We start from the raw sequence: 24,779 nt of genomic DNA on the forward strand, positions 1-24,779 counted from the left end.
CAGTGAAAAGAAAGTTAAAGCTTAAAATGTTTCATTAATTTTACCGCTGTGAAAGTAAAAATAAGAAATTGTTAAATTTTTAAAGTGGGAAGTAAAAACAAACTCAAAAGATTTAAAGAAAATGAGACATTTAATAATGTCTTTCAGCCTAAAAGAGATGAATTAGTCAATGCAAATTATCAATTAAAAGGTCATTGGAATACCAAAGTATTTAAAAACGATAACCCTTTAGTTCTTGAGTTGGGCTGCGGTCGTGGCGAATATTCTGTTGAACTTGCGCGACAGAACCCTAATAAAAATTTTATAGGAATAGATATTAAAGGAGCACGTTTTTGGAGAGGAGCCAAAACAGCAATTGAAGATAATATTCCTAATGTTGCATTTTTGAGAACACAAATAGAACTTGTAGATTTTGCTTTTGCACAGCATGAGGTAGATGAAATTTGGATTACGTTTCCTGATCCTCAAATTAAGTATAAACGAACTAAGCATAGAATGACTAATTCTGAGTTTTTAAAGCGATATAAAACCATTTTGAAACCTGATGGTGTTGTAAATCTTAAAACTGATAGCGAGTTCATGCATGGGTATACACTTGGGCTTCTACATGGAGAAGGGCATGAAGTGTTATATGCAAATCACAATGTTTATAAACAGGAAGGAAGTCCTAAAGAAGTGACTAGCATTCAAACTTATTATGAATCTCAATACCTCGAGCTTAACAAACCAATTACGTATATTAGATTTAAAATTAAATAGATTTGAATATTACTGTCATCTTTTTTCTCGGATTAATTATAGCGCTTATTGGTGTTATTCCTCCCGGCTTATTAAATATGACAGCGGCTAAAGTTAGTCTTAAAGAGGGATACGGAAGAGGGATTATATTTTCTGTTGGAGTGTGTTTAATCGTGTTTTTACAAACCTACATTGCTGCATTGTTAGCACGTTACTTGAGTAACCATCATAACGTTGTTGAGATTTTGCAACGTGTTGCTTTTGTTATTTTTGTTCTAATTTCTATCTATTTTCTATTATTAGCTAAGGCAACCACAAAACCTAATATTGAACCTCATGCGAAAAGCAAAAAAAGTCGCTTTTTTCAAGGGATATTTTTATCTGCCATTAATGTCTTTCCAATTCCCTACCATGCTTATATGACAATTACTATTGCAGGATTTGGTTGGTTTGCTTTTGATGCTACAAGTATGTTAACCTATTGTTCTGGTGCTGCAATGGGAACATTTGTGATGCTATATATTTATATTTTCTTTTTTGATAAAATCAAGAATAAAAAATTCACATCGCAAAAAAACATGAATTATCTCATTGGTGCCATTACTGGTATTGTTGCTGGCATCACCTTGATTAATATTATAATGGATATGTAATGAAACCAGAAACTCTCAATTTTTTCGACCGAGTGTATAATGTTGCTAGACAAATACCCTATGGAAGGGTCACTAGCTATGGTGCTATCGCTAATTATTTAGGAGCAAAACGAAGCGCGAGAATGGTTGGGTATGCAATGAATGGTTCTGTTGGGAAAGATGTCCCTGCCCACCGTGTTGTTAACCGAAAAGGGTTGCTTACAGGAAAACATCATTTTGATGGCACCTACTTAATGCAACAACTTTTAGAAAATGAAGGTATTGCTGTTATTGATAATCAAATTCAAGATTTTGATGCGATTTATTGGGATCCTGCAAAGGAATTATAATACTGAATATCAATTAGCTAAATTGAAATGAATAGGATGTTTTTATGCCAATAACCTTCCCAAATCTCACTATAAGAAATAGCAATCCTAAGACTTTAAACTTCAAGCATTATTAAGTACCTTTGCATTTAGAATCATTCTAAATGATTAAAACAGACTATGAAGTTAAATAAACAAGATATACTTAAGGCACTCGAATCTATTTCAGCACCTGGTGAAGGTCAGAATATGGTAGAGAGTGGTGCGGTGACAAATGTTGTCACTTTTGCAGATGAGGTTATTGTAGATATTACGATTACAAACCCTAGTTTACAAGCCAAAAAGAAAACAGAAGTTGAAATCATGAAAACCATTCATGATTTGGTGTATGAAAAGGCAAAAATAAAAGTGAATGTAAAGGTTGATGCAGCAGTAAAATCTGCTCCTAATGTTATAAAAGGTAAAGCAATTCCTGGTATACAAAACATCATTGCCGTTGCTTCTGGAAAAGGAGGTGTAGGAAAATCTACAGTTACAGCAAACCTTGCAGTGACTTTGGCTAAAATGGGATTTAAAGTAGGAATTTTAGATGCCGATATCTATGGACCTTCAATGCCTATTATGTTTGATGTGGAATTAGAACGGCCATTAGCTGTTAATATCGATGGAAAATCTAAAATGCGACCAGTAGAAAACTATGGCGTCAAAATATTGTCTATTGGATTTTTTACTAAACCAGATCAAGCTGTTGTTTGGAGAGGACCAATGGCTGCAAAAGCATTAAATCAAATGATTTTTGATGCAGCTTGGGGCGAACTTGATTTTATGCTCATCGATTTGCCTCCTGGTACTGGAGATATTCATTTAAGCATTATGCAATCCCTTCCTATTACAGGAGCAGTGGTTGTAAGCACACCTCAAAATGTTGCATTGGCCGATGCCAAAAAAGGTGTTGCAATGTTTCAACAAGATAGCATCAATGTACCTGTGTTAGGTATTATCGAAAATATGGCTTACTTTACACCAGCTGAGCTACCTGAAAATAAATATTATATCTTCGGAAAAGAAGGAGCTAAACACCTTGCAGATGATTTAAAAGTGCCATTTTTGGGACAGTTGCCTTTAGTACAAAGTATTAGAGAAGCAGGTGATGTTGGAAGACCAGCAGCATTACAATCAGCAACACCTTTAGAGCTTGCTTTTGAGAAATTAACTCAAAATGTGGTTGAAGAGGTCGTGAGGCGTAATGATGATTTACCACCAACAGAAGCAATTAAAATAACGACCATGGCTGGATGTTCAGCCGTAAATAAAAAATAGATGAGTACAGAAGAATTAAGACTCAACGTAGAAAAAGCATTAGAGGAAATAAGACCATTTTTGCAAAGTGATGGAGGTGATATCTCATTATTGTCTATTGAAGACGATAAGTTGGTGAAAGTACAATTACAAGGTGCCTGTGTTGGTTGCAGTGTTAACCAAATGACACTTAAATCGGGTGTAGAAATGACCATCAAAAAATATGCTCCTCAAATAGAACAAGTCGTTAATATTGAGGTTTAGTTGGGTGTGACCACTAAGGTCAGGCCTTCACTACTCGCTTCCCGATTATAATCAGGGGAGCTTAAACAGAGTCTCAAATACGAAGTGTTTACGATTTCAGATTTGTTAAAATAGAAATGGATGAGTAATGCTTCACGCAGACTGATAAAAATCATAAAATAAAGTATTTTATTATGAGAACTTTGTCCTTGCAAAGTTTATGAAGACACATAAAATGATTAAAACAGATATACTCATAATTGGCGCAGGCCCTACAGGATTATTTACCGTATTTGAAGCGGGTCTTCTCAAATTAAAATGTCATTTAATAGATGCATTGCCACAACCTGGCGGACAATGCTCTGAGATTTATCCCAAAAAACCAATTTATGATATTCCTGCATATCCAGAAATTCTTGCTGGTGATTTAACCAATAAACTATTAGAACAGTGTAAGCAATTCGAACCAGGATTTACATTAGGAGAACGCGCCGAAACTATAGATAAACAAGATGATGGTATGTTTATTGTTACTACGAATAAAGGGACTAAACACCAAGCTCCAGTAGTTGCTATTGCAGGTGGATTGGGTAGTTTTGAACCTCGTAAACCTCTTATTCATAATATTTCAGATTTTGAGGATGTTGGTGTAGAGTACATTATCAAAGATCCTGAGATTTATAGAGATAAGAAAGTGGTTATAGCTGGAGGAGGAGATTCTGCGTTAGATTGGAGTATCTTTCTAAGTGATGTAGCTAGTGAAGTGACCTTAATTCATAGACGTAATGAATTTCGCGGACATCTCGATTCTGTTGAGAAAGTTCAAGAATTAAAGAATGAGAATAAGATTAACTTAATTACGCCCGCTGAAGTTATTGGTATTGTTGGTGATAGAAAAGTAAAAGCAGTGGTTGTTAAACAGGCTCAGCATATCGAAAAAGAATTTGAAATAGAATGTGATCATTTTGTGCCTCTATTTGGATTGTCACCTAAATTAGGACCAATTGCTAATTGGGGTTTAAACATAGAAAAGAATGCCATTGTAGTCAACAATGCGTTAGATTATCAAACAAATATCCCAGGTATTTTTGCGATAGGCGATGTGAACACCTATCCAGGAAAATTAAAGTTAATTTTATGCGGATTTCATGAAGCGACTTTAATGTGTCAAGCGGCTTACCAGATTATAAATCCAGGTAAACGCTATGTGTTAAAATATACAACTGTAAGTGGTATTGATGGATTTGATGGTACTAGAAAAGAAGCTCCTAAAGCAGTCGTTAAAAAAATAGAATAAACTAAATATCACTTTAAGTAGTATCTAATAGTCTTTACAATGGAGAAAGATATAAACATAAAAATTACAGATCGTGATGGCGTAACACATGAAGTAGTGGCACCAACAGATATGGCAATGAATTTGATGGAAGTTGTTCGGTCGTACGAGTTAGCTCCTGAAGGAACTATCGGTATTTGTGGTGGTATGGCCATGTGCGCGTCTTGTCAGTGTTATGTCAATTCAGAACATCAACTTCCTGAAATGCTAGACGATGAAGAAGCAATGTTAAGCGAAGCATTTTATGTCAAAGATAATTCTAGATTAGGTTGTCAAATTCAAATGACGTCTGATATGGAAGGCTTAGAAGTGGAGTTGGCTCCAGAGAGTTAATCTGTTTTATAATCTATTAATTTTCGAGGCCCTTCCAATAAAATTCTTACAATTTTTAAAGTTCCATCGTCAGTTGTAGCAATTTGCCATTTGATGAGTGAAATCTCTCCATTTTCGATCTCAATACCTGTAATACTTCTTGGGTGAACACAACTTCCATCATTAAAAAATGCGATATCACCTGGTTCAGGAAACCGCGGTCTGTGTGTATGACCTACAACAGTAATAAGGTTATTATTGTCTGTAATCCATTTTTTAGTGCGGCGTTCTACTTTTATCAACTCCTTGTAGTTTTTCGCTGGACTTGTAGGATCTGCAATTCCCATAACATTCAAAGGTTTCCATAGAATTCGAACCATAAAACGACTCCATTTCCAAAAGAGATAATTCCACCAATCGGCTTGATGACCATGTGTTAAGAATAACTCTTGCCCTGTTTCGGTATGCTTTAAAACAACGGCTTCGTGGTATTTGATATCACAAAACAATTCGACATCTTCGCCAATTTTAGGATCAAAATAGGTGGACAAGTATTTTTCTACATATTTAGGGTCACGATAAACCATATCATGATTTCCCCAAATCATATGTAAGCGATCTTGTTCATGAAAAAGTTTCATGAGCATATAGACATTTTTGTGCGCATTAAAAATGGATTCAAAGGATAAGTTCTCCCAAAGTTCATCGCCATCACCAAGTTCACAATAGCTAAAGCCTTCAGCATAATAGTGTTTTAAAGCATGAAAATAAATATTTCGATTGTTTGCAAAATCGTCTGCAAAGCTATTGTCTCCTCTATGGCAATCACTAAATAGAACAAATTTACTAGAGTTATCAAACGAGACAACTTTAGCATGTTTGTAAGCACGATCTAATCTAGATTTCGAAGACATAAAGTAAATGTAATCAAAAAATGCTTCCCAATAATGAGAAGCATTTTGCAAATCTTATATTTTCTTAAAATATGTTATCAATTTCAGAAAACTAAATAGAACGTGTTTTATTTGAAAGCATTTAAACCGGTAATATCTAATCCAGTAATTAATAAATGGATGTCGTGTGTGCCTTCATAAGTAATTACACTTTCTAAATTCATTGAATGACGCATAATACTGTACTCTCCAGTAATACCCATACCACCAAGCATCTGACGTGCTTCTCTGGCAATAGTAATTGCCATATCTACATTGTTTCGTTTCGCCATGGAGATTTGCGCTGATGTTGCTCTTCCTTCTTCACGTAAAACACCTAATCGCCATGTAAGCATTTGCGCTTTTGTGATTTCTGTAATCATCTCAGCGAGTTTCTTTTGTTGTAATTGAAATTGACCAATCGGTTTTCCAAATTGGATACGTTCTTTGCTATAACGCAAAGCAGTATCATAACAATCCATGGCAGCACCAATAGCTCCCCAAGCAATTCCATAACGAGCAGAATCTAAACATCCTAAAGGAGCACCAAGACCTGATTTATTTGGAAGTAAATTTTCCTTAGGTACTTTTACATTGTCAAAAATGAGCTCTCCAGTAGCACTCGCTCTCAATGACCATTTGTTGTGTGTTTCTGGAGTTGTAAAACCTTCCATACCACGCTCAACGACAAGTCCGTGGATACGGCCTTCTTCATTTTTTGCCCAAACGACAGCGATTTGACAAAAAGGCGCATTGGAAATCCACATTTTTGCTCCATTTAAAAGATAATGGTCTCCCATATCCTTAAAGTTGGTAGTCATCCCTCCTGGGTTACTACCATGATCAGGTTCTGTTAATCCAAAAGATCCTATCCACTCTCCAGAAGCTAATTTTGGTAAATATTTTTGGCGCTGTGCTTCGTTACCATATTTCCAAATAGGATACATTACTAAAGAGGATTGAACCGAAGCAGTACTTCTTACTCCAGAATCACCACGTTCAATTTCTTGCATGATTAATCCGTAGGAAATCTGATCCAATCCAGCACCTCCATATTCGACAGGAATATAAGGTCCGAAAGCTCCAATTTCTGCTAAGCCATCAATGATTTGAGTTGGGAATTCTGCCTTTTGTGCATACTCTTCAATAATGGGTGAAACATCACGTTTTACCCAGTCTCTTGCAGCATCACGTACTAATTTATGTTCTTCAGAAAGTAAATCATCAAGATTGTAATAATCTGGTGCTTCGAATAAATCTGGTTTCATCTGTGGAATTTTATTGTTTTGTAAAAATCAAATACTGTCGTTACGCTTAAGCCAGTTTGATGTTTAATTTGTTTGAGTTACAAAAGTAACGAAAACGTTTTCAGTTGACAATTTAAAGAGAAGATTTTAGTAGATAAATATTGTAATTTAAAGTGCTTTTTATGAATTTAAAAACTTAGCCAATAAATAATGGAAATGATGCACACCTTGTTCTCTCGTTGGAGAAAATCGTCCAGCTTTATAAAAAGAAGACTGAACACCTTTTTGAACATTCTCAACAACAAACTCGTCTTCTCTCTGTACTTTATCCAAATCTTGACTAGCACCTTGATTTAATTTTGAGGGATCTAATACATACGACAGAAAAGACACTTTTGTTCTATTTATATCAATTGGTTTTACAATATTTACAGATAAACCCCAAGGGTAGAAATTAAACATCATATTAGGGAATACCCAATAGTAATAGGCGCCAACATTTTTCCCATAGTCTATATGGTCTTTCGGTAAATCAAAAACTTCTTCTGCATTATCGGTATATCCAATTTGTAAATTGCAATACTCGTAAACTTCTGTTTTGTAAGTTCCATAATCTAATACGGCATTTAAATCTGGATGGACAAAAGGAACATGAAATCCCTCGAGATAATTATCACAATATAACGCCCAATTGGCATGTACTAAATAGTCTTGTGAGAGGGATGAGTTGTATTTAAAATCATCAAATGGTAGAAAATCCACACGTTCATTCATTTTATTAATGACTTGTTGAAAATCAAATGTAGGATTGAGTCCAGCAAATAAAAAAGGGCCCCATTTTTTTAATGGAAATTGATGTAGATTATCACAAGGTCTTGGGAAATCTTCTGTAGTTTCAAATTCAGGCATATATTCAAACTCACCTTTGAGATTGAATCGTCTGCCATGATAAAAACAAGTTAGTTTTTTTGATTTGCCAGAATGTAAAGCAACAAGATTTCCTCTATGTGTGCAAACATTTGTAAGGCAATTAATATGTTCTTGTTTGTTTTTCGTTAATACTAGTGGTTCTGTGAGGTAGCCATCTAATAGTACAAAGGGATGAACCGACTGAGGAAAAGGAACTAAGTTTTCGTCACCAATCCATTGCCAAGACTTTAAAAACACATGATCTCTCGTAGCTTCAAATACAGCTTTATCTTTATAAAAAGAAGCTGGTAATGTCTCAGCTTTTTTGATATCTGGATCAATATAATAATTCGTTTTCATAAAAAATATAGTTGTACTTTCGTTCGTGCACCTAATTTACATAATTAAATCTATCTTTTTAAATGAATATAAATGAGTTCAAAATCACAAAAAATAGGTTTAATAACGACAACATCATACGTAATAGGCGGTATGATTGGTGCTGGAATTTTTGTCCTACCTGCAGTTCTCGCTCCTTACGGAAGTATAAGCTTTTTTGGATGGTTGTTAACAACCGTTGGTGCGTTAATATTGGCAAAGATATTTGGTAATTTTAGTAGAATCATTAAGGATAAAAGTGGAGGTCCATATGCCTATTCTAGAGCTGGGTTTGGTGATTTCATAGGGTTTCTAGTAGCTTGGGGTTATTGGATATCACTTTGGGTTAGTAATGCAGCACTTGCCATTACTGTTGTTGGTGCCTTAAGTTTCTTTTTTCCTATACTTGAAAGCCACAGTATAATTAGGGTATTGACAGGTGTGGCTTTAATTTGGGTTCTTGCATGGATAAATTCAAGAGGGATTAAGGATTCTGGCAGGTTTCAAGTGATAACAACTGTATTAAAACTATTGCCGCTTTTTTTTGTAATTATAGCAGGTTTGTTTTTATTTGATATTAATAATTTTCCAGCATTTAATTTAACTGGTGAAAGTGATTTTTCAATAATACCTATTGTTGCTGCTGCAACTTTATACGCTTTTATAGGTCTAGAATCTGCATCTATTCCTGCGGCAGATATTAGCAATCCAGAGAAGATCATTCCCAAGGCAACTCAGATAGGGACAATTATTGTAGCTTTGGTTTATATATTAAGTACGTTTGTACTTTTTGGTGTTTTACCAATGGATGTTTTGGCTTCGTCTCCCTCGCCATTTGCCGATGCCGCAAGACTTATTGGAGGAGATTCTGGCGGGTATTTTGTGGCTGGAGGAATTGTAGTTTCTGCAGTTGGATGTCTTAATGTAGGGATATTGTTTACGGGACAAATCCCAATGGCAGCTTCTCAAGACCAACTATTTCCTAAAATATTTGGACGAAAAAACAAAAAAAATGCTCCTGTATTTGGATTGATTATTGGAAGTTTACTTACCACTTTTATAATGTTAATGAATTTATCTGATGGACTTGTAGACCAATTTACATTTATTGCTAACATTGTTGTATTTTCTAACCTTATTCCATATTTGTTTGTATCTGCGGCATATATTCTTGTTTTAATTGAAAGGCAGATTCCAGTTAAAAACTGGATAAAAGCATTAACTTTAAGCTTGCTGGGTATTGCCTACTCAATTTGGGCTATTTATGGGGCAGGAGAAGAAAGTACACTTTATGGATTAATTTTATTATTATGTGGCATTCCTGTCTATGTTATTATGCAATGGAATAAACGTATAAAATAGGTTTATGAATACAACTCATCATTCTGAATATTTGAAATTACAAACTGTATATATTAAATCTGTTGCTAACGGTTTTATCTCTCAAAACAATATAAACGAACAGTGGCATGAGCTTAACTATTTAGAGCCGCCAGATTTTAATCAAGCAGTTTTTGAGTATAACATATTCCTGAAATTATTGAAATATTCGGAAACAGAATTGAGATATTTCCTAGAAGATGCCTCTGTGACTATTGATTCTATTTATTGTAGAGATGCTTCAATTGCAACAGATTTTGGAATGATCATTTGTAATATGGGAAAAGGTGGACGTGTTAATGAACCGCAATCGCAAAAAACACAATTCATTGAAAATAATATTCCAATTCTTGGCGAAATAGTTGCTCCAGGAACTTTAGAAGGAGGTGATGTAACTTGGTTAGATGAAAAAACATTAGCTGTTGGGCATACCTATAGGACTAATGAAAATGGAATAAAGCAATTAAAACAGTTTCTCGAACCTAATGGAATCGAAATCATAGTTGTAGAATTACCACACTATAAAGGAAAAGAAGATGTGTTTCATTTAATGTCAATTTTAAGTCCGATAGCTAAAGACCTAGCAGTTGTTTATTCACCATTAATGCCGATTAAATTCAGAAATGAATTATTAGATAGAGGATTTAAATTTATTGAAGTTCCTGAAGAAGAATTCGAATCGATGGGATGTAACGTTCTTGCTATTGCGCCAAGACAATGCATAATGGTTGACGGTAACCCAATAACAAAACAGTTATTAGAACAAAAAGGATGTGAGGTTGCTACGTATCAAGGGGTTGATATTAGTGTAAAAGGAGGAGGAGGTCCTACCTGCTTAACACGTCCTTTGTTAAGAAGTTATTAGTCACATTTTTAAATAAAAATCTTTAGTCAGATTGATATAGTCATCTGTGTATTGATGACGTTCGGTTTCAATAATTAACTCAACAGATTCAAATTTTGATTCTATAAAAGAAAACTCAATAAGACTTCTTTTTATGTTGGTTGAAGAAGTTCCTTTGACATGTGTTATGCGTTTCGGAAATAGGGCCAATTTCTGGGCAAGATCTATAAAAAAAGATTCTTCAGAAAATGGGATTATTACTGAAAATGATCCGTTTTTTGATAATAAAGTTACGACGCTTTCCAAGAGGTGCTTAAACGGCATGGCATCTTGAAAACGAGCTAAATCTCGTTGTTTGTTTTCGGTTTTATAAGTTTCAGAATAAAAAGGAGGATTACAGATAATTAAGTCGTATTTGTCATCAATTTCTTCTGCAAATTCTTCTAATGATGCATGATAGCAAAATAAACGATCATTCCATGGTGATTGTTCAAAATTATCAACACATTGCTCATAAGCGTTGTCATCAATTTCTATAGCTTCAATAAGTTCTGCATGGCTTCGTTGTGCTAGCATTAAGGATAAAACACCTGTTCCGGCTCCAATATCTAAAATTGAAAAAGGATTAGTCTCTAAGGAAGTCCATGCACCTAACAATACACCATCTGTACCAATTTTCATTGCGCATTGATCTTGATTAACAGAAAATTGTTTGAATTGGAAAGGCTTATTCATCTAGATATAAATCAATTAATCCCTCAGGCGTATGAACAAAAATGGTCTCATTTTTTTTATCAACTTTAGAGATGAATTCATCATTCATAGGGATTAATACCTCGATACCATTTCGATCTATTTCAAAAAGAGATTGTGCTGTAGAATCATTAACTGACTTTATGATTCCAACATGACCAAAATTTTTATCTTCTACTTTAAAGCCAATAATTTCATGGAAATAAAATTTATCATCGTCTAGTTTTGGTAAAAATTCAAGTGGTAGGTATAATCCACTTTTAATAAGAGTATCTGCGTCTTCTTCAGTGTCAACATCTTCAAATTTTATTCGCAATAGTTCAGATTTGTGGAGTTGAGAAGACTCAATAAAAAATGGTACAAGGTTATTTCTAAGATCTACAAAGACCGATTCCATGTGTTCATAAAGTTCTGGCTCATCAGTATCTAATTTTACTAATACTTCCCCTTTGAAGCTGTATTTTTTAACAATTTTACCTAAAAAAAAGCAATCCTTTTTATTCATAACTCTTATGTCACACTTAGCGCAGTCGAAGTGTTGACGTATACTTTAGATTATGGCTTCGACTACGCTCAGCCTAATATTGTTGACAAAAAAACCCCGACAATACTGTCAGGGTTTAAAAGTATAAAAAAATAAATTTCTATTCTTCTTCGTTTGAAGCGGCAACGTCACCTTCTGCTTGAGCTTCTTCTGTTGCTTCTTCAACAACAGGAGCTGCAGCTGCTATTCTAGCGTCGTTAACTGCTTTTTCAGCTGCCAATGCTTCAGCTTTTGCTTTTGCTTGAGCTTCAGATAAACCAGCCTCTTTCGCTTGAACTTTCGCTGCTTTTTCATCTAACCAAGCGTTGAATTTAGCTTCAGCTTGCTCTTCAGTTAAAGCACCTTTAGTAACACCACCAGCTAAGTGGTTTTTAAGCAATGCACCTTTGTAAGATAAAATTGCTCTGGCTGTATCAGTTGGTTGTGCACCGTTTTGAAGCCATTGAACTGCTCCGTCAACATTTAATTCAATAGTTGCAGGATTAGTGTTTGGATTGTAAGCACCTAGTTTTTCTAAGTATTTACCATCTCTTTTTGATCGTGCATCTGCTGCAACAATCCAATAATAAGGTTTCCCTTTTTTACCGTGTCTTTGTAATCTAATTTTTACAGGCATATGTGTAATTAATTTGTGAGGTTCACGACCTCGATTATTAATGAGGCGCAAAGATAATACAATAATTTAATTCTCAACATTTTATTTGAAATTAAGTAATATTGAAATTTTATTATACTTTTGGTACTCTTAAACCGTTATTTATTTTGCGAAAGCAGTAACGAAACCAAATTAAAATGAAAAAGTTAGCCTTATTATTTATAACAATATTGACGATATTAAGTTGTGGTGATGAAGTAGAATTTAATTCTCCTGCTATGCAAGGAAATTATAATGGAGAGGCATGGAGAGCGTCTTCATATGCTGCTGATATAGACTTTGGAGGGTTTTTAATCCAAGGAAGTAATAATATTGAGACCATACAGTTAATTACTAATAATGATACATCTGGAACCTATAATTTAGGAGGTGATATTTCTTCAAATGTCGCTATTGTTAAAGATGCTAATGGGGTTGTGTATTCTACTGCTAATAGTCCTCATCCAAGCCTTTCTCTTTATCCTTCTGAAGGACAAATTATAGTGAGTGATATTATAGGTACAACGCCAAAAAAAATATCTGGCACGTTTTGGTTTTATGCCTACACAGCTGATGGGTTACAATCTGTAAATATTAATGAGGGCGTGTTTCATCGCGTATCACTACTTGGAGGATTAGTTGCTATTGGTAATGGTAATCTTTGTTTAGAACTTGCTCAATTAGTAGACAATACAGGTGCTGCTTTCAGCGCAGTTGATGAAACTATGCCTGAGTATACAGATCTTTGTAATGCCTACAAAACAGCTTTAATAAATAAAATTGACACCTGTGGTGATGATGGGAGTGCTCAAGCTATTGTAGATGCTCTTGGAGATTGTATTCCATAAATGTGTTAACATAACAACTAAGAAAAACGTAACCACATTGGTTGCGTTTTTTTGTTCAAAACTGTTTATAACTTTCCTTTTCTAAAAGCATACTTTCTTCGTAATTTTATGGACTTACTTTTTTAGTTTTCTTCGGAAAATGCTGACTTGAAAATTCAAATAGAATTACATGTATTTAATCTTTGATACCGAAACTACAGGGCTTCCAAAACGCTGGGATGCTCCAATTACTGATGTTGATAATTGGCCAAGATGTATTCAAATTGCTTGGCAACTTCATGATGAGTTGGGGAATTGTATTGACCATCAAGATTATTTGGTAAAACCAGAAGGTTTTAATATTCCTTATGATGCCGAAAAAATTCACGGCATTTCTACAGAGTTAGCAGAGGAACAAGGTGTAACGCTTCAGGAAGTATTAGGAAAATTTAATGAGGCCCTTTCAAAAACAAAATTTATAGTTGGTCAAAATGTAAAATTTGATTTAAATATAATGGGAGCCGAATTTGTGAGAGAAGATCTAGCAAATCAGTTACAAGAACTTCCAGTTTTAGATACTTGTACTGAACACACTGCTGAATTGTGTAAAATTCCAGGTGGTAGAGGAGGACGATTTAAATTACCAACTTTAACAGAACTTCATCAATTTTTATTCAATACACCTTTTGCAGAGGCACATAATGCTACAGCCGATGTAGAAGCAACGACACGCTGCTTTTTTGAATTGATTCGTTTAGGAGAGTATACTAATGAACAATTAGATGTTGAGCCTGATTATTTTCAAAATTTTAATGAGAATAATCCACAACCGATTCAGCTTATTGGCTTAAAACATATTAATTTAAAAAAGGAAAGTGCGAAGATTAATGAACGTCTTCAAAAGCTCCAAACAAATGAGATTTCCGAAGCAGAAATCAAACAAAATATCTCTGGTCTTGTCGATGTTGATTTTGTGCATTTACATAACCACTCTCAATTTTCGGTGTTACAATCAACAATTAGTATTTCAGATTTAGTTGACGTAGCTGCCAAACATCAAATGCCTGCTGTTGCGTTAACTGACCATGCGAATATGATGGGAGCTTTTCATTTTGTAAAAGCCGTAAATAATCATAATAAATCAGTTAAAGCTAAACTTGCCGAAGCCAAAGAGCAAGGAGAAACTTTAGACTTAAAAGAAATAAAACCCATCATTGGCTGTGAGTTTTTTGTTTGTGAAGATCATACTGATAAAACCAGAAAAGATAATGGCTATCAAATAGTGTTGATTGCCAAAAATAAAAAAGGTTATCATAACTTGGCTAAACTATCATCTCATGCCTTTGTAGATGGATTTTATTATCTACCAAGAATTGATAAAACACTTATTGAAACCTATAAAGAGGATTTGATTTGTTTAACTGGCAATCTTTACGGTGAAGTTCCAAGTAAAGTATTGAATGTAGGGGAGAATCAAGCTGAAGAAGCCTTGATTTGGTGGAAAAGTACTTTTGGAGATGATTTATACATTGAATTGATGAGACACAATCAAGAAGATGAAAATCGTGTTAATCCAGTACTGATAAAATTAGCTCAAAAGCATGATGTAAAGATTGTAGCGACAAATAACACTTATTATTGTAAGCAAGAGGATGCAAATGCACATGATATTTTATTGTGTGTAAAAGATGGAGAGAAACAAGCTACGCCTATTGGTCGTGGGAGAGGCTATCGTTATGGACTACCAAATCAAGAATATTATTTTAAATCCTCTGAAGAAATGAAAGCCTTATTTCGGGATATACCAGAGGCAATTACAAATATTCAAGAAGTCGTTGATAAGGTAGAAGCGTTTCAATTAGCAAGAGATGTCTTATTACCTGCTTTTGATATTCCCGATCAATTTAAAGATGATGCTGATTTAGCCGATGGAGGAAAACGAGGCGAGAATGCCTATCTAAAACACTTAACCTTTGAAGGTGCTAAAAAACGTTATGGCGAGCTTTCCGATGAGATTATTGAACGCTTAGATTTTGAGCTTAGCGTTATTGAAAATACTGGCTATCCTGGATATTTCTTAATTGTTGAAGATTTTATTCGTGAAGCTCGTAATATGGATGTGTCTGTTGGACCAGGTCGTGGTTCGGCAGCAGGCTCGGTTGTAGCCTATTGCTTGTGGATTACCAATATTGATCCTTTAAAGTACGATTTGCTTTTTGAGCGTTTTCTAAACCCAGATCGTATTAGTATGCCAGATATTGATATCGATTTTGATGACGAAGGCCGTAGTCGTGTGATGGATTATGTAATAGAAAAGTATGGTGCTAATCAAGTAGCGCAAATTATTACTTATGGAACCATGGCTGCAAAGTCTTCTATTCGTGATACTGCTAGAGTTTTAGATTTACCACTGTTTGATGCTGATCGTATTGCAAAGTTGATTCCGACTATGTCAAAATTGAATAAGATTTTTGGTCTTGATGAAAAACAACTAGGTAAGAAGTTTAGGGCTGAAGATTTGGAAAAAGTCAACCAACTACTAAATATAGCTGATGGTGACGATTTAGAATCTGAAACAGTTAACTTAGCAAGAACACTCGAAGGCTCTGTTCGAAATACAGGTATTCATGCTTGTGGTGTGATTATTACACCAGATGATATCACCAAATTTGTTCCTGTTGCAACAGCTAAGGACTCCGATTTATACGTTACTCAGTTTGATAACTCTGTAGTTGAAGATGCTGGACTGCTCAAAATGGATTTCTTAGGACTAAAAACCTTAACCTTAATAAAGGATACAGTTAAAATTGTGAAAGCTAAACATGGTATTGAACTAGATCCAGAAAGTTTTCCTTTAGATGATGAAGATACTTATGCTTTATTCCAAAGAGGAGAAACAGTAGGTGTATTTCAATATGAATCTCCTGGAATGCAAAAACATCTTCGCGATTTAAAGCCTACGGTTTTTGAAGATTTGATTGCTATGAACGCACTCTATCGTCCAGGTCCTATGGAATATATTCCAAGTTTTGTACGTCGTAAACATGGTGATGAAGAGATAGATTATGATCTTCCTGCAATGGAAGAGTACTTAAAAGAGACCTACGGAATTACAGTCTACCAAGAGCAGGTGATGTTACTGTCCCAAAAGCTAGCTGATTTCACTAAAGGTGAAGCCGATGTTTTGAGAAAAGCAATGGGAAAAAAGCAGATTGCTGTACTTGACAAAATGAAACCTAAATTTATAGAACAGGCGAGTGCAAATGGGCATGATGCAAAAGTTTTAGAAAAAGTATGGAAAGATTGGGAAGCCTTTGCGAGTTATGCATTTAATAAATCGCATTCAACTTGCTATGCTTGGATTGCTTATCAAACAGCGTATTTGAAGGCTCATTATCCTGCTGAATATATGGCAGCTGTATTGTCTAATAATATGAATGACATTAAGCAAGTGACCTTTTTTATGGAAGAATGCAAACGTATGCGTTTAGCTGTTTTGGGGCCAGATGTGAATGAATCCTATTATAAGTTTTCTGTAAATCAAGATGGTGCTGTGCGTTTTGGAATGGGAGCAATAAAAGGTGTAGGACATGGAGCCGTTAAAACGATTGTTGCTAACCGAAAAGAAGATGGTCATTATAAATCTATTTTTGATTTGGCTAAACGGATTGATTTACGAGCAGCTAATAAAAAAGCCTTTGAAAATTTAGCTTTGGCTGGTGGTTTTGACGGATTTGGAGATACACACAGAGCACAATATTTTCATGATGAAGGTGATGGCATTACCTTTTTAGAGAAAGCGATAAAATATGGAGCCAAACATCAGGAAAATGAGAATTCAGCTCAGGTAAGCTTGTTTGGTGCTACGAGCGACGTTCAAATTGCAGAGCCTATCGTCCCGCCATGTGAAGAATGGGGAACCATGGAAAAACTCGCACAAGAAAAAGAAGTTGTTGGAGTTTATATTTCTGGACATCCTTTAGATGATTTTAAAGTGGAAATGAAAACTTTTTGTAATGGAAGTCTAGCGCTTTTTAATGAGTTAGAAAACTATGTGAATCGCGAAATTACTTTTGGAGGTGTAGTTACAGATATACAGCATCGAGTAAGTAAACAAGGTAAAGGATGGGCTTTATTTATGGTTGAAGACTATACCGATAGCTATGAGTTTAGAATCTTTGGAGAAGAGTATTTAAAGTTTCGACATTTCTTAGTAAAAAATAGTTTTGTCTATGTCAAAACGTTTATAAGAGAAGGTTGGGTGAATCGTGATACAGGTAAAAAGAGTGATCCTAGATTACAATTTAATAGTTTTCAATTGTTGCATGATGTGATGGATGCATATGCTAGAAAGTTGTCGATACAATTAAATATTAGAGATTTGGAAGAACAACGTATTGCTATTCTTCAAGATTTATTTAGATTACATCAGGGAGAAAAAGCCTTAAATTTTATCATTTATGATAATGATGATAAGATAAAATTGAATATGCCTAGTCGTAAGCAGAAAGTCAAGATATCACAAGAATTGCTTAACGAATTGGAAAACAATAATGTGATGTATAAATTGAATTAACTGAAACTTTAGTTAAAATATGAGTATACGATATTGCAAATTCTTAAATTGCTTTATTATCTAAATAATCACTTAAGCTATCTAGAGAATCATCCCAAAATTGCTCATAAAATTTGATCCACGTATTCAATTCTTGTAAAGGTTTAGCATTGGCATTACAAAAGCGTTCACGACCTTGACGATCGAGCTGTACTAGTCCAGCATTTTCCAAAGTTTTGATGTGTTTAGTAACTCCTTGTCTACTCATATCAAATTGATTTGATATTTGTGTGATTGACAATGCTGATGTTGCAATCACTAAGGCGTGAAAAATCTCACGCCTAGTTGGGTCTGAAACAGCTTTAAATAAGGTGGTTATTCTATCTTGCATTTACTTCTTGTTTTAAATAAGCAATTAATTCGTTGATACAGTTGTCCCATCCGCCATTAAAACTTTCAAACATAGCAACTGCCGTATCTCCAGCATAGTTTGAAATACCTGAATGCTCTAAATACAGTTTTGTACCTTCTGAAACTGACTCGAGTTTCCAGGTGACTGTGGTTTCAATTTCGGTGTCTGCAACTATCCAAGTATAGACTAATACATAAGGATTAGCTTCTTTAACGATTCCGCTAATGGTTGTACAGCCTTTTTCGTTTGGTTCAGACGTAAAAAGATACTGATAACCCTTTTCTGCTTTAAAGTCGGCTTGAATGAACCAAGCTGAAATTTCTTCTGCTTTTGTAATAGCGTCCCATACTTTGTCGATAGGATGATTAAATACTTTTTCTTTTGAGATTTTGTCTTTCATGTTATATTCGTTTTTTGATTAATATGCAACTTTTGGGTTGCTAATGTAGTGTAAATATATTCAATAAGCAACTTTTTGGTTGCGTATTGAGCAAGCTGTTTTGCGTAAAGGATTGTAGTGACATCCTTTTTTTGTAAAAAAAGATATAACGAAAAGCCTGACCGTTTGGAGCTATAGCGGAAAAGGGTTACGCCCAAATAAAGGGTATATAATGAATCTATAACTATATAATCAAAACAAATACTGCGTTTGTAAGGTTTGGCAAAATTTTTGACTAATTTTGTGTATTACAAAAAAACGAAGTTAAACACATAGATAATATAATTATGGCATTAGAAATAACAGATGCAACATTTGAAGAAACAGTATTAAATAGTGATAAGCCAGTTATGGTTGATTTTTGGGCTGCTTGGTGTGGGCCATGTAGAATGGTTGGGCCAATCATTGATGAGATCAGTACAGAATACGACGGTAAAGCTGTTGTTGGTAAAGTAGATGTAGATGCAAATCAAGAATTTGCTGCTAAATATGGTGTACGAAACATCCCAACGGTTTTGATTTTTCAAAACGGAGAAGTTGTTGGACGTCAAGTAGGTGTAGCTCCTAAAGCTGCTTATGCTGAAGCTATCGATTCTTTATTATAAGATATATTCTAAAAGAAATGATAAAAGGTTTGCCATTATGGTAAACCTTTTTTTATTTTTAATCAAAATTAAATGATACTATGAGCGATACAGCAAAAACGCAAGATAAAATTGATAGTAGATTATTAGAAGATCGTAAAGTGTTTCTTTGGGGAATGGTAGATGACGATTCGGCCAAACATGTCATTGATCGATTATTATACTTAGATGCTTTAGAAACGAAAGATATTCAGTTATATATTAATAGCCCTGGAGGTTATGTTACCTCCGGATTTGCGATGTATGATTGTATAAAGTCTTTAAACAGTGACGTATCGACAATTTGTACAGGATTAGCAGCTTCAATGGGGTCTATTTTACTGTCTGTAGGGACTAAAGGTAAGCGATTTATTCAGCCACATGCGAGAGTAATGATTCACCAACCAAGTGGAGGAGCACGAGGACAAGCGAGCGATATTGAAATTACGGCTCAAGAAATTATAAAAACTAAAGAGTTAAGTGCTCAAATATTAGCAGATAATTGTGGTCAGGATGTTGACAAGGTGATGAAAGATTTTAATCGTGACCATTGGATGGGAGCAGAGGAGTCTAAAGCTTACGGTATTGTCGATGGTATTCTAAAGTAAATTGATGAACTTACAGGCAGAACTTAATAAAGCAGGAGGCTTTAAAAATTTAGAACTACTAGCAAAGCAAGTAGTTGAAGGTTTTATAGCTGGAATGCATAAGAGTCCGTTTCACGGATTCTCAGCAGAGTTTGCCGAACACAAGATTTACAATCAAGGAGAAAGTACGAGGCACATTGATTGGAAGTTATACGCAAAGACAGATAAACTGTACACTAAGCGTTATGATGATGAAACCAATTTGAGGTGTCATCTTATTGTGGATAACAGTAGTTCGATGCATTACCCCGAGCTAAGGGATTTCAATATTTCCAATTTAAATAAGATTGCATTTTCTGCCCTAGCTTCGGCATCATTGATGCATATTTTAAAAAAGCAACGAGATGCTGTAGGCTTAAGTATTTATAGTGATGCTTACGATTATTATGCTCCTGAGAAAGGGAGTGAACGTCATCACCAGATGTTGCTAGGTCAATTAGGAAAAATGGTCATTTCAAAACAATTGAACAAGCAAACAGAGACGTATACCTATTTACATCAAATCGCCGAAAATATGCATAGGCGATCATTGATATTCTTTTTTACAGATATGTTTCAAACGTCTACAGATGATGTAAAGCTATTTGAAGCCCTACGTCATTTAAAATATAATAAGCATGAAGTGGTATTATTTCATGTAATAGATAAAGCTAAAGAAGTAAAGTTTGATTTTGATAATACACCTAAACGTTTTATTGATGTAGAAACGAATGAATACATTAATTTATATCCAGATACGATTAAAGAAGGCTACGAAAGTGCTGTAGATGATTACTTTAAGAGTATTCGATTAAAATGTGGTCAATATCAAATTAAATATGTAGAGGCTGATATTAATAAACCCTTTGATAAAATTTTAACAACCTATATGGTAGAGCGACAAAAATTTATTTGAAGTTTTTTGTCAAAAATTGTTCAAAATTGTTTGTGATATTAAAAATCGAATGTATATTTGCCCTCGCAATTAAGCAACGGTCTGGTAGTTCAGTTGGTTAGAATGTCGCCCTGTCACGGCGAAGGTCGCGGGTTCGAGTCCCGTCCAGACCGCAAAATTGCAAAGAGCTTCAAGAGATTGGAGCTTTTTTTTGCAACGACGATAGTTGTGTTGTTCTCAGGGAAACCTGAGAGTTGTAAGACGCTCAATACTATTTGAGATCTTACCGATGAGAAGCTTTCCTTTTTTCTTAATTGAAAATCGGGATGCTTTTTTGTTTTATAACTATTTGAAGAAGTTAAATCTATCATACTTATCAACAGGTAATGAACAAAGATGATAATAAATGCATTTCAACGATAAAAAAACACATTTAATCGTATATTTTTTTGTTTATCGCATAAATTGTAGTATGTTTGAAGTCCTTCTTGAGCCCCTAAAATCACTTATCAAGGAATTTTATTAATCCATTTTAGATGTAAATACCGTTTTGGTATTTAGATTTCCCTCAATTTTTATAGGCATAGTTATGCCAAAACGTTAATAATCCATTCTTCCCTCGATTGGCATTTTTTGATGCTGTTTTATGATTAACAAATTAAAATTGAAACTATAAATCCCTAAAATTGATTAAATTATGAAAGCTCTAAAAATTACGTTCCTACTATTGGCTGTATTGATGTTAACTGTTTCTGGATTAAGCAGCGATGCTGTAAAAACAGATAAAAAAGACCCTAATTCGACAGATGTTAACCTTATTGCTCACAAAAAAGCAAAGTTGAAAGTGCCAACTCAAAACGGATAAGACACTAACAGAAATAATACTAGATTAGAAATAATACTAGATGCCTTTATTCTTAATAGAATAGAGGTTTTCTTGTTTTAATAAATAGATATTCCAATAGATAAAATAAATTATTCTAAATTTGATTTTATATTGTTAATCTATTTTTATTTTGAGAGTTATACTTGTTTGTTTTTTTACCTTTTGCAGTTGCTTTTTAATTACTGCTCAGAATAATTCTCGAACAACAACTATTGATAGTATTATTAAACTTAGAGAATATTCGGCAAATACAAACCTTTCTCTGCATGAACGTTTTTTATATGCTCAGAAAGCAAGTGAGCTTTCAAATGTCTTAGGTGTAGATTCTACCATTTTGATGAGTAATAAAAATTTGTCATTTTTCTATATGATGACAAATGATTTCAAAACGTATAGGAATCTGAATCTTGATAACTTAGAATTAGCAAAAAAAATAAGCGATTCGCTATCAATCGCAAGTGTGAATTATAATTTAGGTTATTATCATCATGCACAACAACAAAATGATAGCGCATATTACTACTATTCTAATGCTGTCGAAATTTATGATAAAATACAGGCTGAGCGGAAATTATCGTCAGTACTAATTAATATTGCCACAATACAGCAAATTGAGAATGATTTTATTGGTTCAGAGGACAATGCCATCAAAGCAATAGAGGTCTTAAAGAAACTTCCTAGAAGCGAAGATGTTCTAGATGATTTATGGATTCTTTACAACCTGATAGGACTTAATTCATTTGATTTGAAAAATTATGACAAGTCTTTAGATTACCATAAAAAAGCTGTTAATATTGGTAATGAAATGAAAGATGGAGTGTACAATAAGCTATATTCTATTAATAATCAGGCTTTAGTATACAGGGAAATAGGAGATTTAAGCACTTCCATTTCTCTATGGGAGAATATGCTAAATAAGAAAAATTTATTTGAAGAGGATCCAACTTTTTATGCATTAATATTAGAAAATTTGGCCTATACACGATTTATTAATGATGATAAGGATATTAATAAAATCGAACATTTTTTCGAAAGAGCCTATAAAATATGTGATAGTTTAGATGACCCAGTAACTAAAGTTGGTGTTACAGTTAGTATGTCTAAATTTTATCAACAGTTAGGTGATAAAAATGAAGCTATAAAATTTGCAAAAGAAACTTATAATATTTCAAGAGAGATAGAAATGAACGATTTGCTATTAGAGTCGTTAATACTATTATCAGAATTAAAACAAGGTGAAGAGGGGAAGGCTTATCTAAAAGAACATATAAAATTAAAAGATAGTTTATTAACTATTGAACGTAATGTAAGAAATAAATTTGCTCGTATCCAGCTAGAAACGGATGAATTAGAAGCAGAGAATGAGCGTATTTCACAACAAAAAATGTGGCTACTCATCATCTCTGCGGCGTTATTGGTGACTTTATTTTTTCTTTATATCATTATCACGCAACGTGCCAGAAATAAAGAATTACAATTTGAGCAAGATCAACAAAAAGCTAATGAAGAAATTTATAACCTCATGTTATCTCAGCAAGATAAAGTTGATGAGGCTAGAGCGAATGAGAAAAAACGAATTTCCGAAGAACTTCACGATGGTGTTTTAGGACGATTATTTGGGACACGACTCAGTTTGGATAGCTTAAACTTTTCAGAAGGAAAAGAAGCTATGCAAAGTAGATCATCATACATCAAAGAACTCATGACGATTGAGAATGATATTCGCAAGATTTCTCACGATTTAAATACCGATTTTGTCTCAGGTTCTGGTTTTATGGATATTGTTTCTGAACTTATTGAAAAACAAACTAAGGCATATCAGCTTAAATCGTCTTTTGATTATACTGATGATATTAATTGGGAAGGTGTACCTAATAAAACTAAAATCAACATTTACAGGATTATACAAGAATCACTTCAAAATATTTACAAACATGCTAATGCAAACAGCGTAAAAATTAGTATTCAACTAAAAAATAATGTAATTTGCTTGTTGATAATTGATGATGGAGACGGGTTTGATGTCAATAAAAGTAAAAAAGGAATTGGCCTTAAAAACATAAATTCTAGAGTTAATGAAGTTCATGGTGAGGCCATATTTAACTCTACACTAAAAGAAGGGACAGAGGTTAGCATTGCTATACCTTATAAAAATTAATATCATGCAAGAAATTCGAATTTTAATGGTTGATGATCATCCAATCATTATCGAAGGCTATCAAAATACATTAATGGCTACTAAGAAGGATAACCAAACCTTAGTTATTGATACTGCTAATACGTGTGATGCTGCCAATTTATTAATGCAGAAAGCTGCTAATGGCATACCTTACGATGTTTGTTTTTTTGATATTAGTTTGCCTGCTTCTTCCGATGGGAAAATTACTTCTGGGGAAGATTTAGCCAAGATTTCACGTAATATTTTACCTGATGCTAAAGTCATTATTTTAACAATGTTTAATGAGTCGTATAGAATTCATAGTATTGTAAAAGAAATAAATCCTGATGGATTTTTAATTAAAAGTGATTTAACATCTAGTGAGTTGGCCGAAGCTTTTCATCATATTTTAATCGATCCTCCATACTATAGTAGTACTGTAAGTAACTTTTTAAACAAATCGGTGATTAATGAAATCTATGTAGATGAAATTAATCGCAAAATTCTTCATTTATTATCTCAAGGGATTAAGACTAGAAGTCTTACAGAGTATATCGATTTGTCTATGAGTGCAATAGAAAAACGAAAAAAACAGCTTAAAATTTTATTCTCTATTTCCGACGGAAAAGATGAATCGTTGATAAGTGAAGCTAGAAAAAAAGGCTTTCTCTAAAAAAATACTGTTAAAATTGCGTTTTTTTTCATTTATGTAACAAGCTGTAACCCTTGTAGTTTATGGAAACTACGGTTTTTCCGCATCAAGTCTACGGTTTTTCCGTAACAAAAAGTTATTAACAATAAATATATTTGAAGTGTCAACAAAATTAATTAATCCCTCTAAGTAATTT

25 protein-coding genes and 1 tRNA gene are annotated in these 24,779 nt (G+C 33.9%); 18 read left to right on the plus strand and 8 right to left on the minus strand.

Annotation, left to right across the window (positions count from 1 at the left end; genetic code table 11):
• The first annotated feature begins 84 nt into the window (after positions 1 to 84).
• The 7 genes from trmB (at position 85) to ACTU6T_RS08005 (ending at position 4,910) form a co-directional block, all read left to right on the plus strand.
• Positions 85 to 759: a tRNA (guanosine(46)-N7)-methyltransferase TrmB gene (trmB, locus tag ACTU6T_RS07975; protein WP_460220714.1), complete on the plus strand. Its 675-nt coding sequence runs from the start codon at positions 85 to 87 to the stop codon at positions 757 to 759.
• A 2-nt stretch (positions 760 to 761) separates the two neighbouring features.
• The gene (locus ACTU6T_RS07980; protein WP_460220715.1) at positions 762 to 1,391 is read left to right on the plus strand and encodes a LysE family transporter; all 630 of its coding nucleotides are present in this window, start codon (positions 762 to 764) and stop codon (positions 1,389 to 1,391) included.
• On the plus strand, positions 1,391 to 1,720 hold the full coding sequence (locus tag ACTU6T_RS07985; RefSeq protein ID WP_460220716.1) for an MGMT family protein: 330 nt from the start codon (positions 1,391 to 1,393) through the stop codon (positions 1,718 to 1,720). Before ACTU6T_RS07980 ends, ACTU6T_RS07985 begins: the two co-directional genes overlap by 1 nt.
• 159 nt (positions 1,721 to 1,879) lie before the next feature.
• A complete protein-coding gene (locus ACTU6T_RS07990; protein ID WP_460220717.1) occupies positions 1,880 to 3,019 on the plus strand; it encodes an Mrp/NBP35 family ATP-binding protein in 1,140 nt (379 codons plus the stop codon).
• Positions 3,020 to 3,262 carry a NifU family protein gene (locus tag ACTU6T_RS07995; protein WP_460220718.1) on the plus strand — a complete coding sequence of 81 codons (243 nt, stop codon included), beginning with the start codon at positions 3,020 to 3,022 and terminating at the stop codon, positions 3,260 to 3,262. It begins immediately after the preceding gene.
• A gap of 214 nt (positions 3,263 to 3,476) precedes the next feature.
• The gene (locus ACTU6T_RS08000; protein ID WP_460220752.1) at positions 3,477 to 4,538 is read left to right on the plus strand and encodes an NAD(P)/FAD-dependent oxidoreductase; all 1,062 of its coding nucleotides are present in this window, start codon (positions 3,477 to 3,479) and stop codon (positions 4,536 to 4,538) included.
• A 39-nt stretch (positions 4,539 to 4,577) separates the two neighbouring features.
• Positions 4,578 to 4,910 (plus strand): 2Fe-2S iron-sulfur cluster-binding family protein, encoded by a 333-nt coding sequence (locus ACTU6T_RS08005; RefSeq protein ID WP_460220719.1) that lies wholly within the window; start codon positions 4,578 to 4,580, stop codon positions 4,908 to 4,910.
• Here the strand turns inward: ACTU6T_RS08005 and ACTU6T_RS08010 are convergent.
• From ACTU6T_RS08010 to ACTU6T_RS08020, 3 genes are all read right to left on the minus strand, one after another.
• A complete protein-coding gene (locus tag ACTU6T_RS08010) occupies positions 4,907 to 5,803 on the minus strand; it encodes a metallophosphoesterase family protein (RefSeq protein WP_460220753.1) in 897 nt (298 codons plus the stop codon). The genes ACTU6T_RS08005 and ACTU6T_RS08010 overlap by 4 nt on opposite strands.
• Before the next feature lie 107 nt (positions 5,804 to 5,910).
• Entirely contained in the window at positions 5,911 to 7,089 is a 1,179-nt protein-coding gene (locus ACTU6T_RS08015; protein ID WP_460220720.1) for an acyl-CoA dehydrogenase family protein, read from the minus strand.
• 159 nt (positions 7,090 to 7,248) lie between these two features.
• A complete protein-coding gene (locus tag ACTU6T_RS08020) occupies positions 7,249 to 8,337 on the minus strand; it encodes an aromatic ring-hydroxylating oxygenase subunit alpha (protein WP_460220721.1) in 1,089 nt (362 codons plus the stop codon).
• Positions 8,338 to 8,409: 72 nt separating this feature from the next.
• Between ACTU6T_RS08020 and ACTU6T_RS08025 the strand changes: the two genes are divergently transcribed.
• Both ACTU6T_RS08025 and ACTU6T_RS08030 read left to right on the plus strand, forming a co-directional pair.
• Complete coding sequence (locus ACTU6T_RS08025; RefSeq protein WP_460220722.1) at positions 8,410 to 9,717, plus strand: amino acid permease; 1,308 nt, start codon at positions 8,410 to 8,412, stop codon at positions 9,715 to 9,717.
• A 4-nt stretch (positions 9,718 to 9,721) separates the two neighbouring features.
• Complete coding sequence (locus ACTU6T_RS08030; protein WP_460220723.1) at positions 9,722 to 10,600, plus strand: dimethylarginine dimethylaminohydrolase family protein; 879 nt, start codon at positions 9,722 to 9,724, stop codon at positions 10,598 to 10,600.
• Here ACTU6T_RS08030 and ACTU6T_RS08035 read toward each other — a convergent pair whose 3' ends face one another.
• The 3 genes from ACTU6T_RS08035 to ACTU6T_RS08045 all read right to left on the minus strand — a co-directional run bounded on the left by ACTU6T_RS08035 (position 10,601) and on the right by ACTU6T_RS08045 (position 12,492).
• Positions 10,601 to 11,314 (minus strand): tRNA1(Val) (adenine(37)-N6)-methyltransferase, encoded by a 714-nt coding sequence (locus tag ACTU6T_RS08035; protein ID WP_460220724.1) that lies wholly within the window; start codon positions 11,312 to 11,314, stop codon positions 10,601 to 10,603.
• A complete protein-coding gene (gene rimM, locus ACTU6T_RS08040) occupies positions 11,307 to 11,837 on the minus strand; it encodes a ribosome maturation factor RimM (RefSeq protein ID WP_460220725.1) in 531 nt (176 codons plus the stop codon). The genes ACTU6T_RS08035 and rimM overlap by 8 nt, the downstream gene beginning before the upstream one ends.
• Positions 11,838 to 11,976: 139 nt before the next feature.
• A complete protein-coding gene (locus ACTU6T_RS08045) occupies positions 11,977 to 12,492 on the minus strand; it encodes a 30S ribosomal protein S16 (protein ID WP_460220726.1) in 516 nt (171 codons plus the stop codon).
• Positions 12,493 to 12,668: 176 nt separating this feature from the next.
• Here ACTU6T_RS08045 and ACTU6T_RS08050 point away from each other — a divergent pair, with 176 nt between their 5' ends.
• A complete protein-coding gene (locus ACTU6T_RS08050) occupies positions 12,669 to 13,358 on the plus strand; it encodes a DUF6252 domain-containing protein (protein ID WP_460220727.1) in 690 nt (229 codons plus the stop codon).
• A gap of 169 nt (positions 13,359 to 13,527) precedes the next feature.
• Positions 13,528 to 17,913: a DNA polymerase III subunit alpha gene (dnaE, locus tag ACTU6T_RS08055; RefSeq protein WP_460220728.1), complete on the plus strand. Its 4,386-nt coding sequence runs from the start codon at positions 13,528 to 13,530 to the stop codon at positions 17,911 to 17,913.
• 43 nt (positions 17,914 to 17,956) lie between these two features.
• On the opposite strand, the gene ACTU6T_RS08060 is transcribed toward dnaE, so the two are convergent.
• Together ACTU6T_RS08060 and ACTU6T_RS08065 are read right to left on the minus strand one after the other, a co-directional pair.
• Positions 17,957 to 18,283, minus strand: a complete 327-nt coding sequence (locus ACTU6T_RS08060) for an ArsR/SmtB family transcription factor (protein WP_460217698.1) — start codon at positions 18,281 to 18,283, stop codon at positions 17,957 to 17,959.
• Positions 18,273 to 18,704, minus strand: coding sequence for an SRPBCC family protein (locus tag ACTU6T_RS08065; RefSeq protein WP_460217699.1), 432 nt, complete (start codon positions 18,702 to 18,704; stop codon positions 18,273 to 18,275). The genes ACTU6T_RS08060 and ACTU6T_RS08065 overlap by 11 nt, the downstream gene beginning before the upstream one ends.
• A 311-nt stretch (positions 18,705 to 19,015) precedes the next feature.
• Between ACTU6T_RS08065 and trxA the strand changes: the two genes are divergently transcribed.
• From trxA to ACTU6T_RS08100, 7 genes are all read left to right on the plus strand, one after another.
• Positions 19,016 to 19,348: a thioredoxin gene (gene trxA, locus ACTU6T_RS08070; RefSeq protein WP_460220754.1), complete on the plus strand. Its 333-nt coding sequence runs from the start codon at positions 19,016 to 19,018 to the stop codon at positions 19,346 to 19,348.
• Between the two features lie 80 nt (positions 19,349 to 19,428).
• Positions 19,429 to 19,974 (plus strand): ClpP family protease, encoded by a 546-nt coding sequence (locus ACTU6T_RS08075; protein ID WP_460217700.1) that lies wholly within the window; start codon positions 19,429 to 19,431, stop codon positions 19,972 to 19,974.
• Between the two features lie 4 nt (positions 19,975 to 19,978).
• On the plus strand, positions 19,979 to 20,908 hold the full coding sequence (locus ACTU6T_RS08080) for a DUF58 domain-containing protein (protein ID WP_460217701.1): 930 nt from the start codon (positions 19,979 to 19,981) through the stop codon (positions 20,906 to 20,908).
• Positions 20,909 to 20,986: 78 nt separating this feature from the next.
• Positions 20,987 to 21,060: transfer RNA gene (locus ACTU6T_RS08085), tRNA-Asp, on the plus strand.
• Positions 21,061 to 21,584: 524 nt separating this feature from the next.
• The gene (locus ACTU6T_RS08090) at positions 21,585 to 21,752 is read left to right on the plus strand and encodes a hypothetical protein (protein WP_460217702.1); all 168 of its coding nucleotides are present in this window, start codon (positions 21,585 to 21,587) and stop codon (positions 21,750 to 21,752) included.
• Between the two features lie 151 nt (positions 21,753 to 21,903).
• Positions 21,904 to 23,931, plus strand: a complete 2,028-nt coding sequence (locus ACTU6T_RS08095) for a tetratricopeptide repeat-containing sensor histidine kinase (RefSeq protein WP_460217703.1) — start codon at positions 21,904 to 21,906, stop codon at positions 23,929 to 23,931.
• Positions 23,932 to 23,935: 4 nt separating this feature from the next.
• Positions 23,936 to 24,604 (plus strand): response regulator, encoded by a 669-nt coding sequence (locus ACTU6T_RS08100; protein WP_460217704.1) that lies wholly within the window; start codon positions 23,936 to 23,938, stop codon positions 24,602 to 24,604.
• Positions 24,605 to 24,779 lie beyond the last annotated feature (175 nt).

It is taken from the genome of Psychroserpens citreus, from assembly GCF_055686305.1.

Bases quoted from the DNA above. Each gene is read 5' to 3' on its own strand.
- ACTU6T_RS08065 (WP_460217699.1), bottom strand. From the start codon at position 18,704: ATGAAAGACAAAATCTCAAAAGAAAAAGTATTTAATCATCCTATCGAC.
- ACTU6T_RS08035 (WP_460220724.1), bottom strand. From the start codon at position 11,314: ATGAATAAGCCTTTCCAATTCAAACAATTTTCTGTTAATCAAGATCAA.
- ACTU6T_RS08010 (WP_460220753.1), bottom strand. From the start codon at position 5,803: ATGTCTTCGAAATCTAGATTAGATCGTGCTTACAAACATGCTAAAGTT.
- rimM (WP_460220725.1), bottom strand. From the start codon at position 11,837: ATGAATAAAAAGGATTGCTTTTTTTTAGGTAAAATTGTTAAAAAATAC.
- ACTU6T_RS08060 (WP_460217698.1), bottom strand. From the start codon at position 18,283: ATGCAAGATAGAATAACCACCTTATTTAAAGCTGTTTCAGACCCAACT.
- ACTU6T_RS08030 (WP_460220723.1), top strand. From the start codon at position 9,722: ATGAATACAACTCATCATTCTGAATATTTGAAATTACAAACTGTATAT.
- ACTU6T_RS08090 (WP_460217702.1), top strand. From the start codon at position 21,585: ATGAAAGCTCTAAAAATTACGTTCCTACTATTGGCTGTATTGATGTTA.
- ACTU6T_RS08020 (WP_460220721.1), bottom strand. From the start codon at position 8,337: ATGAAAACGAATTATTATATTGATCCAGATATCAAAAAAGCTGAGACA.
- ACTU6T_RS08100 (WP_460217704.1), top strand. From the start codon at position 23,936: ATGCAAGAAATTCGAATTTTAATGGTTGATGATCATCCAATCATTATC.
- ACTU6T_RS08015 (WP_460220720.1), bottom strand. From the start codon at position 7,089: ATGAAACCAGATTTATTCGAAGCACCAGATTATTACAATCTTGATGAT.
- ACTU6T_RS07990 (WP_460220717.1), top strand. From the start codon at position 1,880: ATGAAGTTAAATAAACAAGATATACTTAAGGCACTCGAATCTATTTCA.
- dnaE (WP_460220728.1), top strand. From the start codon at position 13,528: ATGTATTTAATCTTTGATACCGAAACTACAGGGCTTCCAAAACGCTGG.
- ACTU6T_RS08045 (WP_460220726.1), bottom strand. From the start codon at position 12,492: ATGCCTGTAAAAATTAGATTACAAAGACACGGTAAAAAAGGGAAACCT.
- ACTU6T_RS08080 (WP_460217701.1), top strand. From the start codon at position 19,979: ATGAACTTACAGGCAGAACTTAATAAAGCAGGAGGCTTTAAAAATTTA.
- ACTU6T_RS08075 (WP_460217700.1), top strand. From the start codon at position 19,429: ATGAGCGATACAGCAAAAACGCAAGATAAAATTGATAGTAGATTATTA.
- ACTU6T_RS07985 (WP_460220716.1), top strand. From the start codon at position 1,391: ATGAAACCAGAAACTCTCAATTTTTTCGACCGAGTGTATAATGTTGCT.
- ACTU6T_RS08025 (WP_460220722.1), top strand. From the start codon at position 8,410: ATGAGTTCAAAATCACAAAAAATAGGTTTAATAACGACAACATCATAC.
- ACTU6T_RS08000 (WP_460220752.1), top strand. From the start codon at position 3,477: ATGATTAAAACAGATATACTCATAATTGGCGCAGGCCCTACAGGATTA.
- ACTU6T_RS08050 (WP_460220727.1), top strand. From the start codon at position 12,669: ATGAAAAAGTTAGCCTTATTATTTATAACAATATTGACGATATTAAGT.
- ACTU6T_RS07995 (WP_460220718.1), top strand. From the start codon at position 3,020: ATGAGTACAGAAGAATTAAGACTCAACGTAGAAAAAGCATTAGAGGAA.
- ACTU6T_RS08005 (WP_460220719.1), top strand. From the start codon at position 4,578: ATGGAGAAAGATATAAACATAAAAATTACAGATCGTGATGGCGTAACA.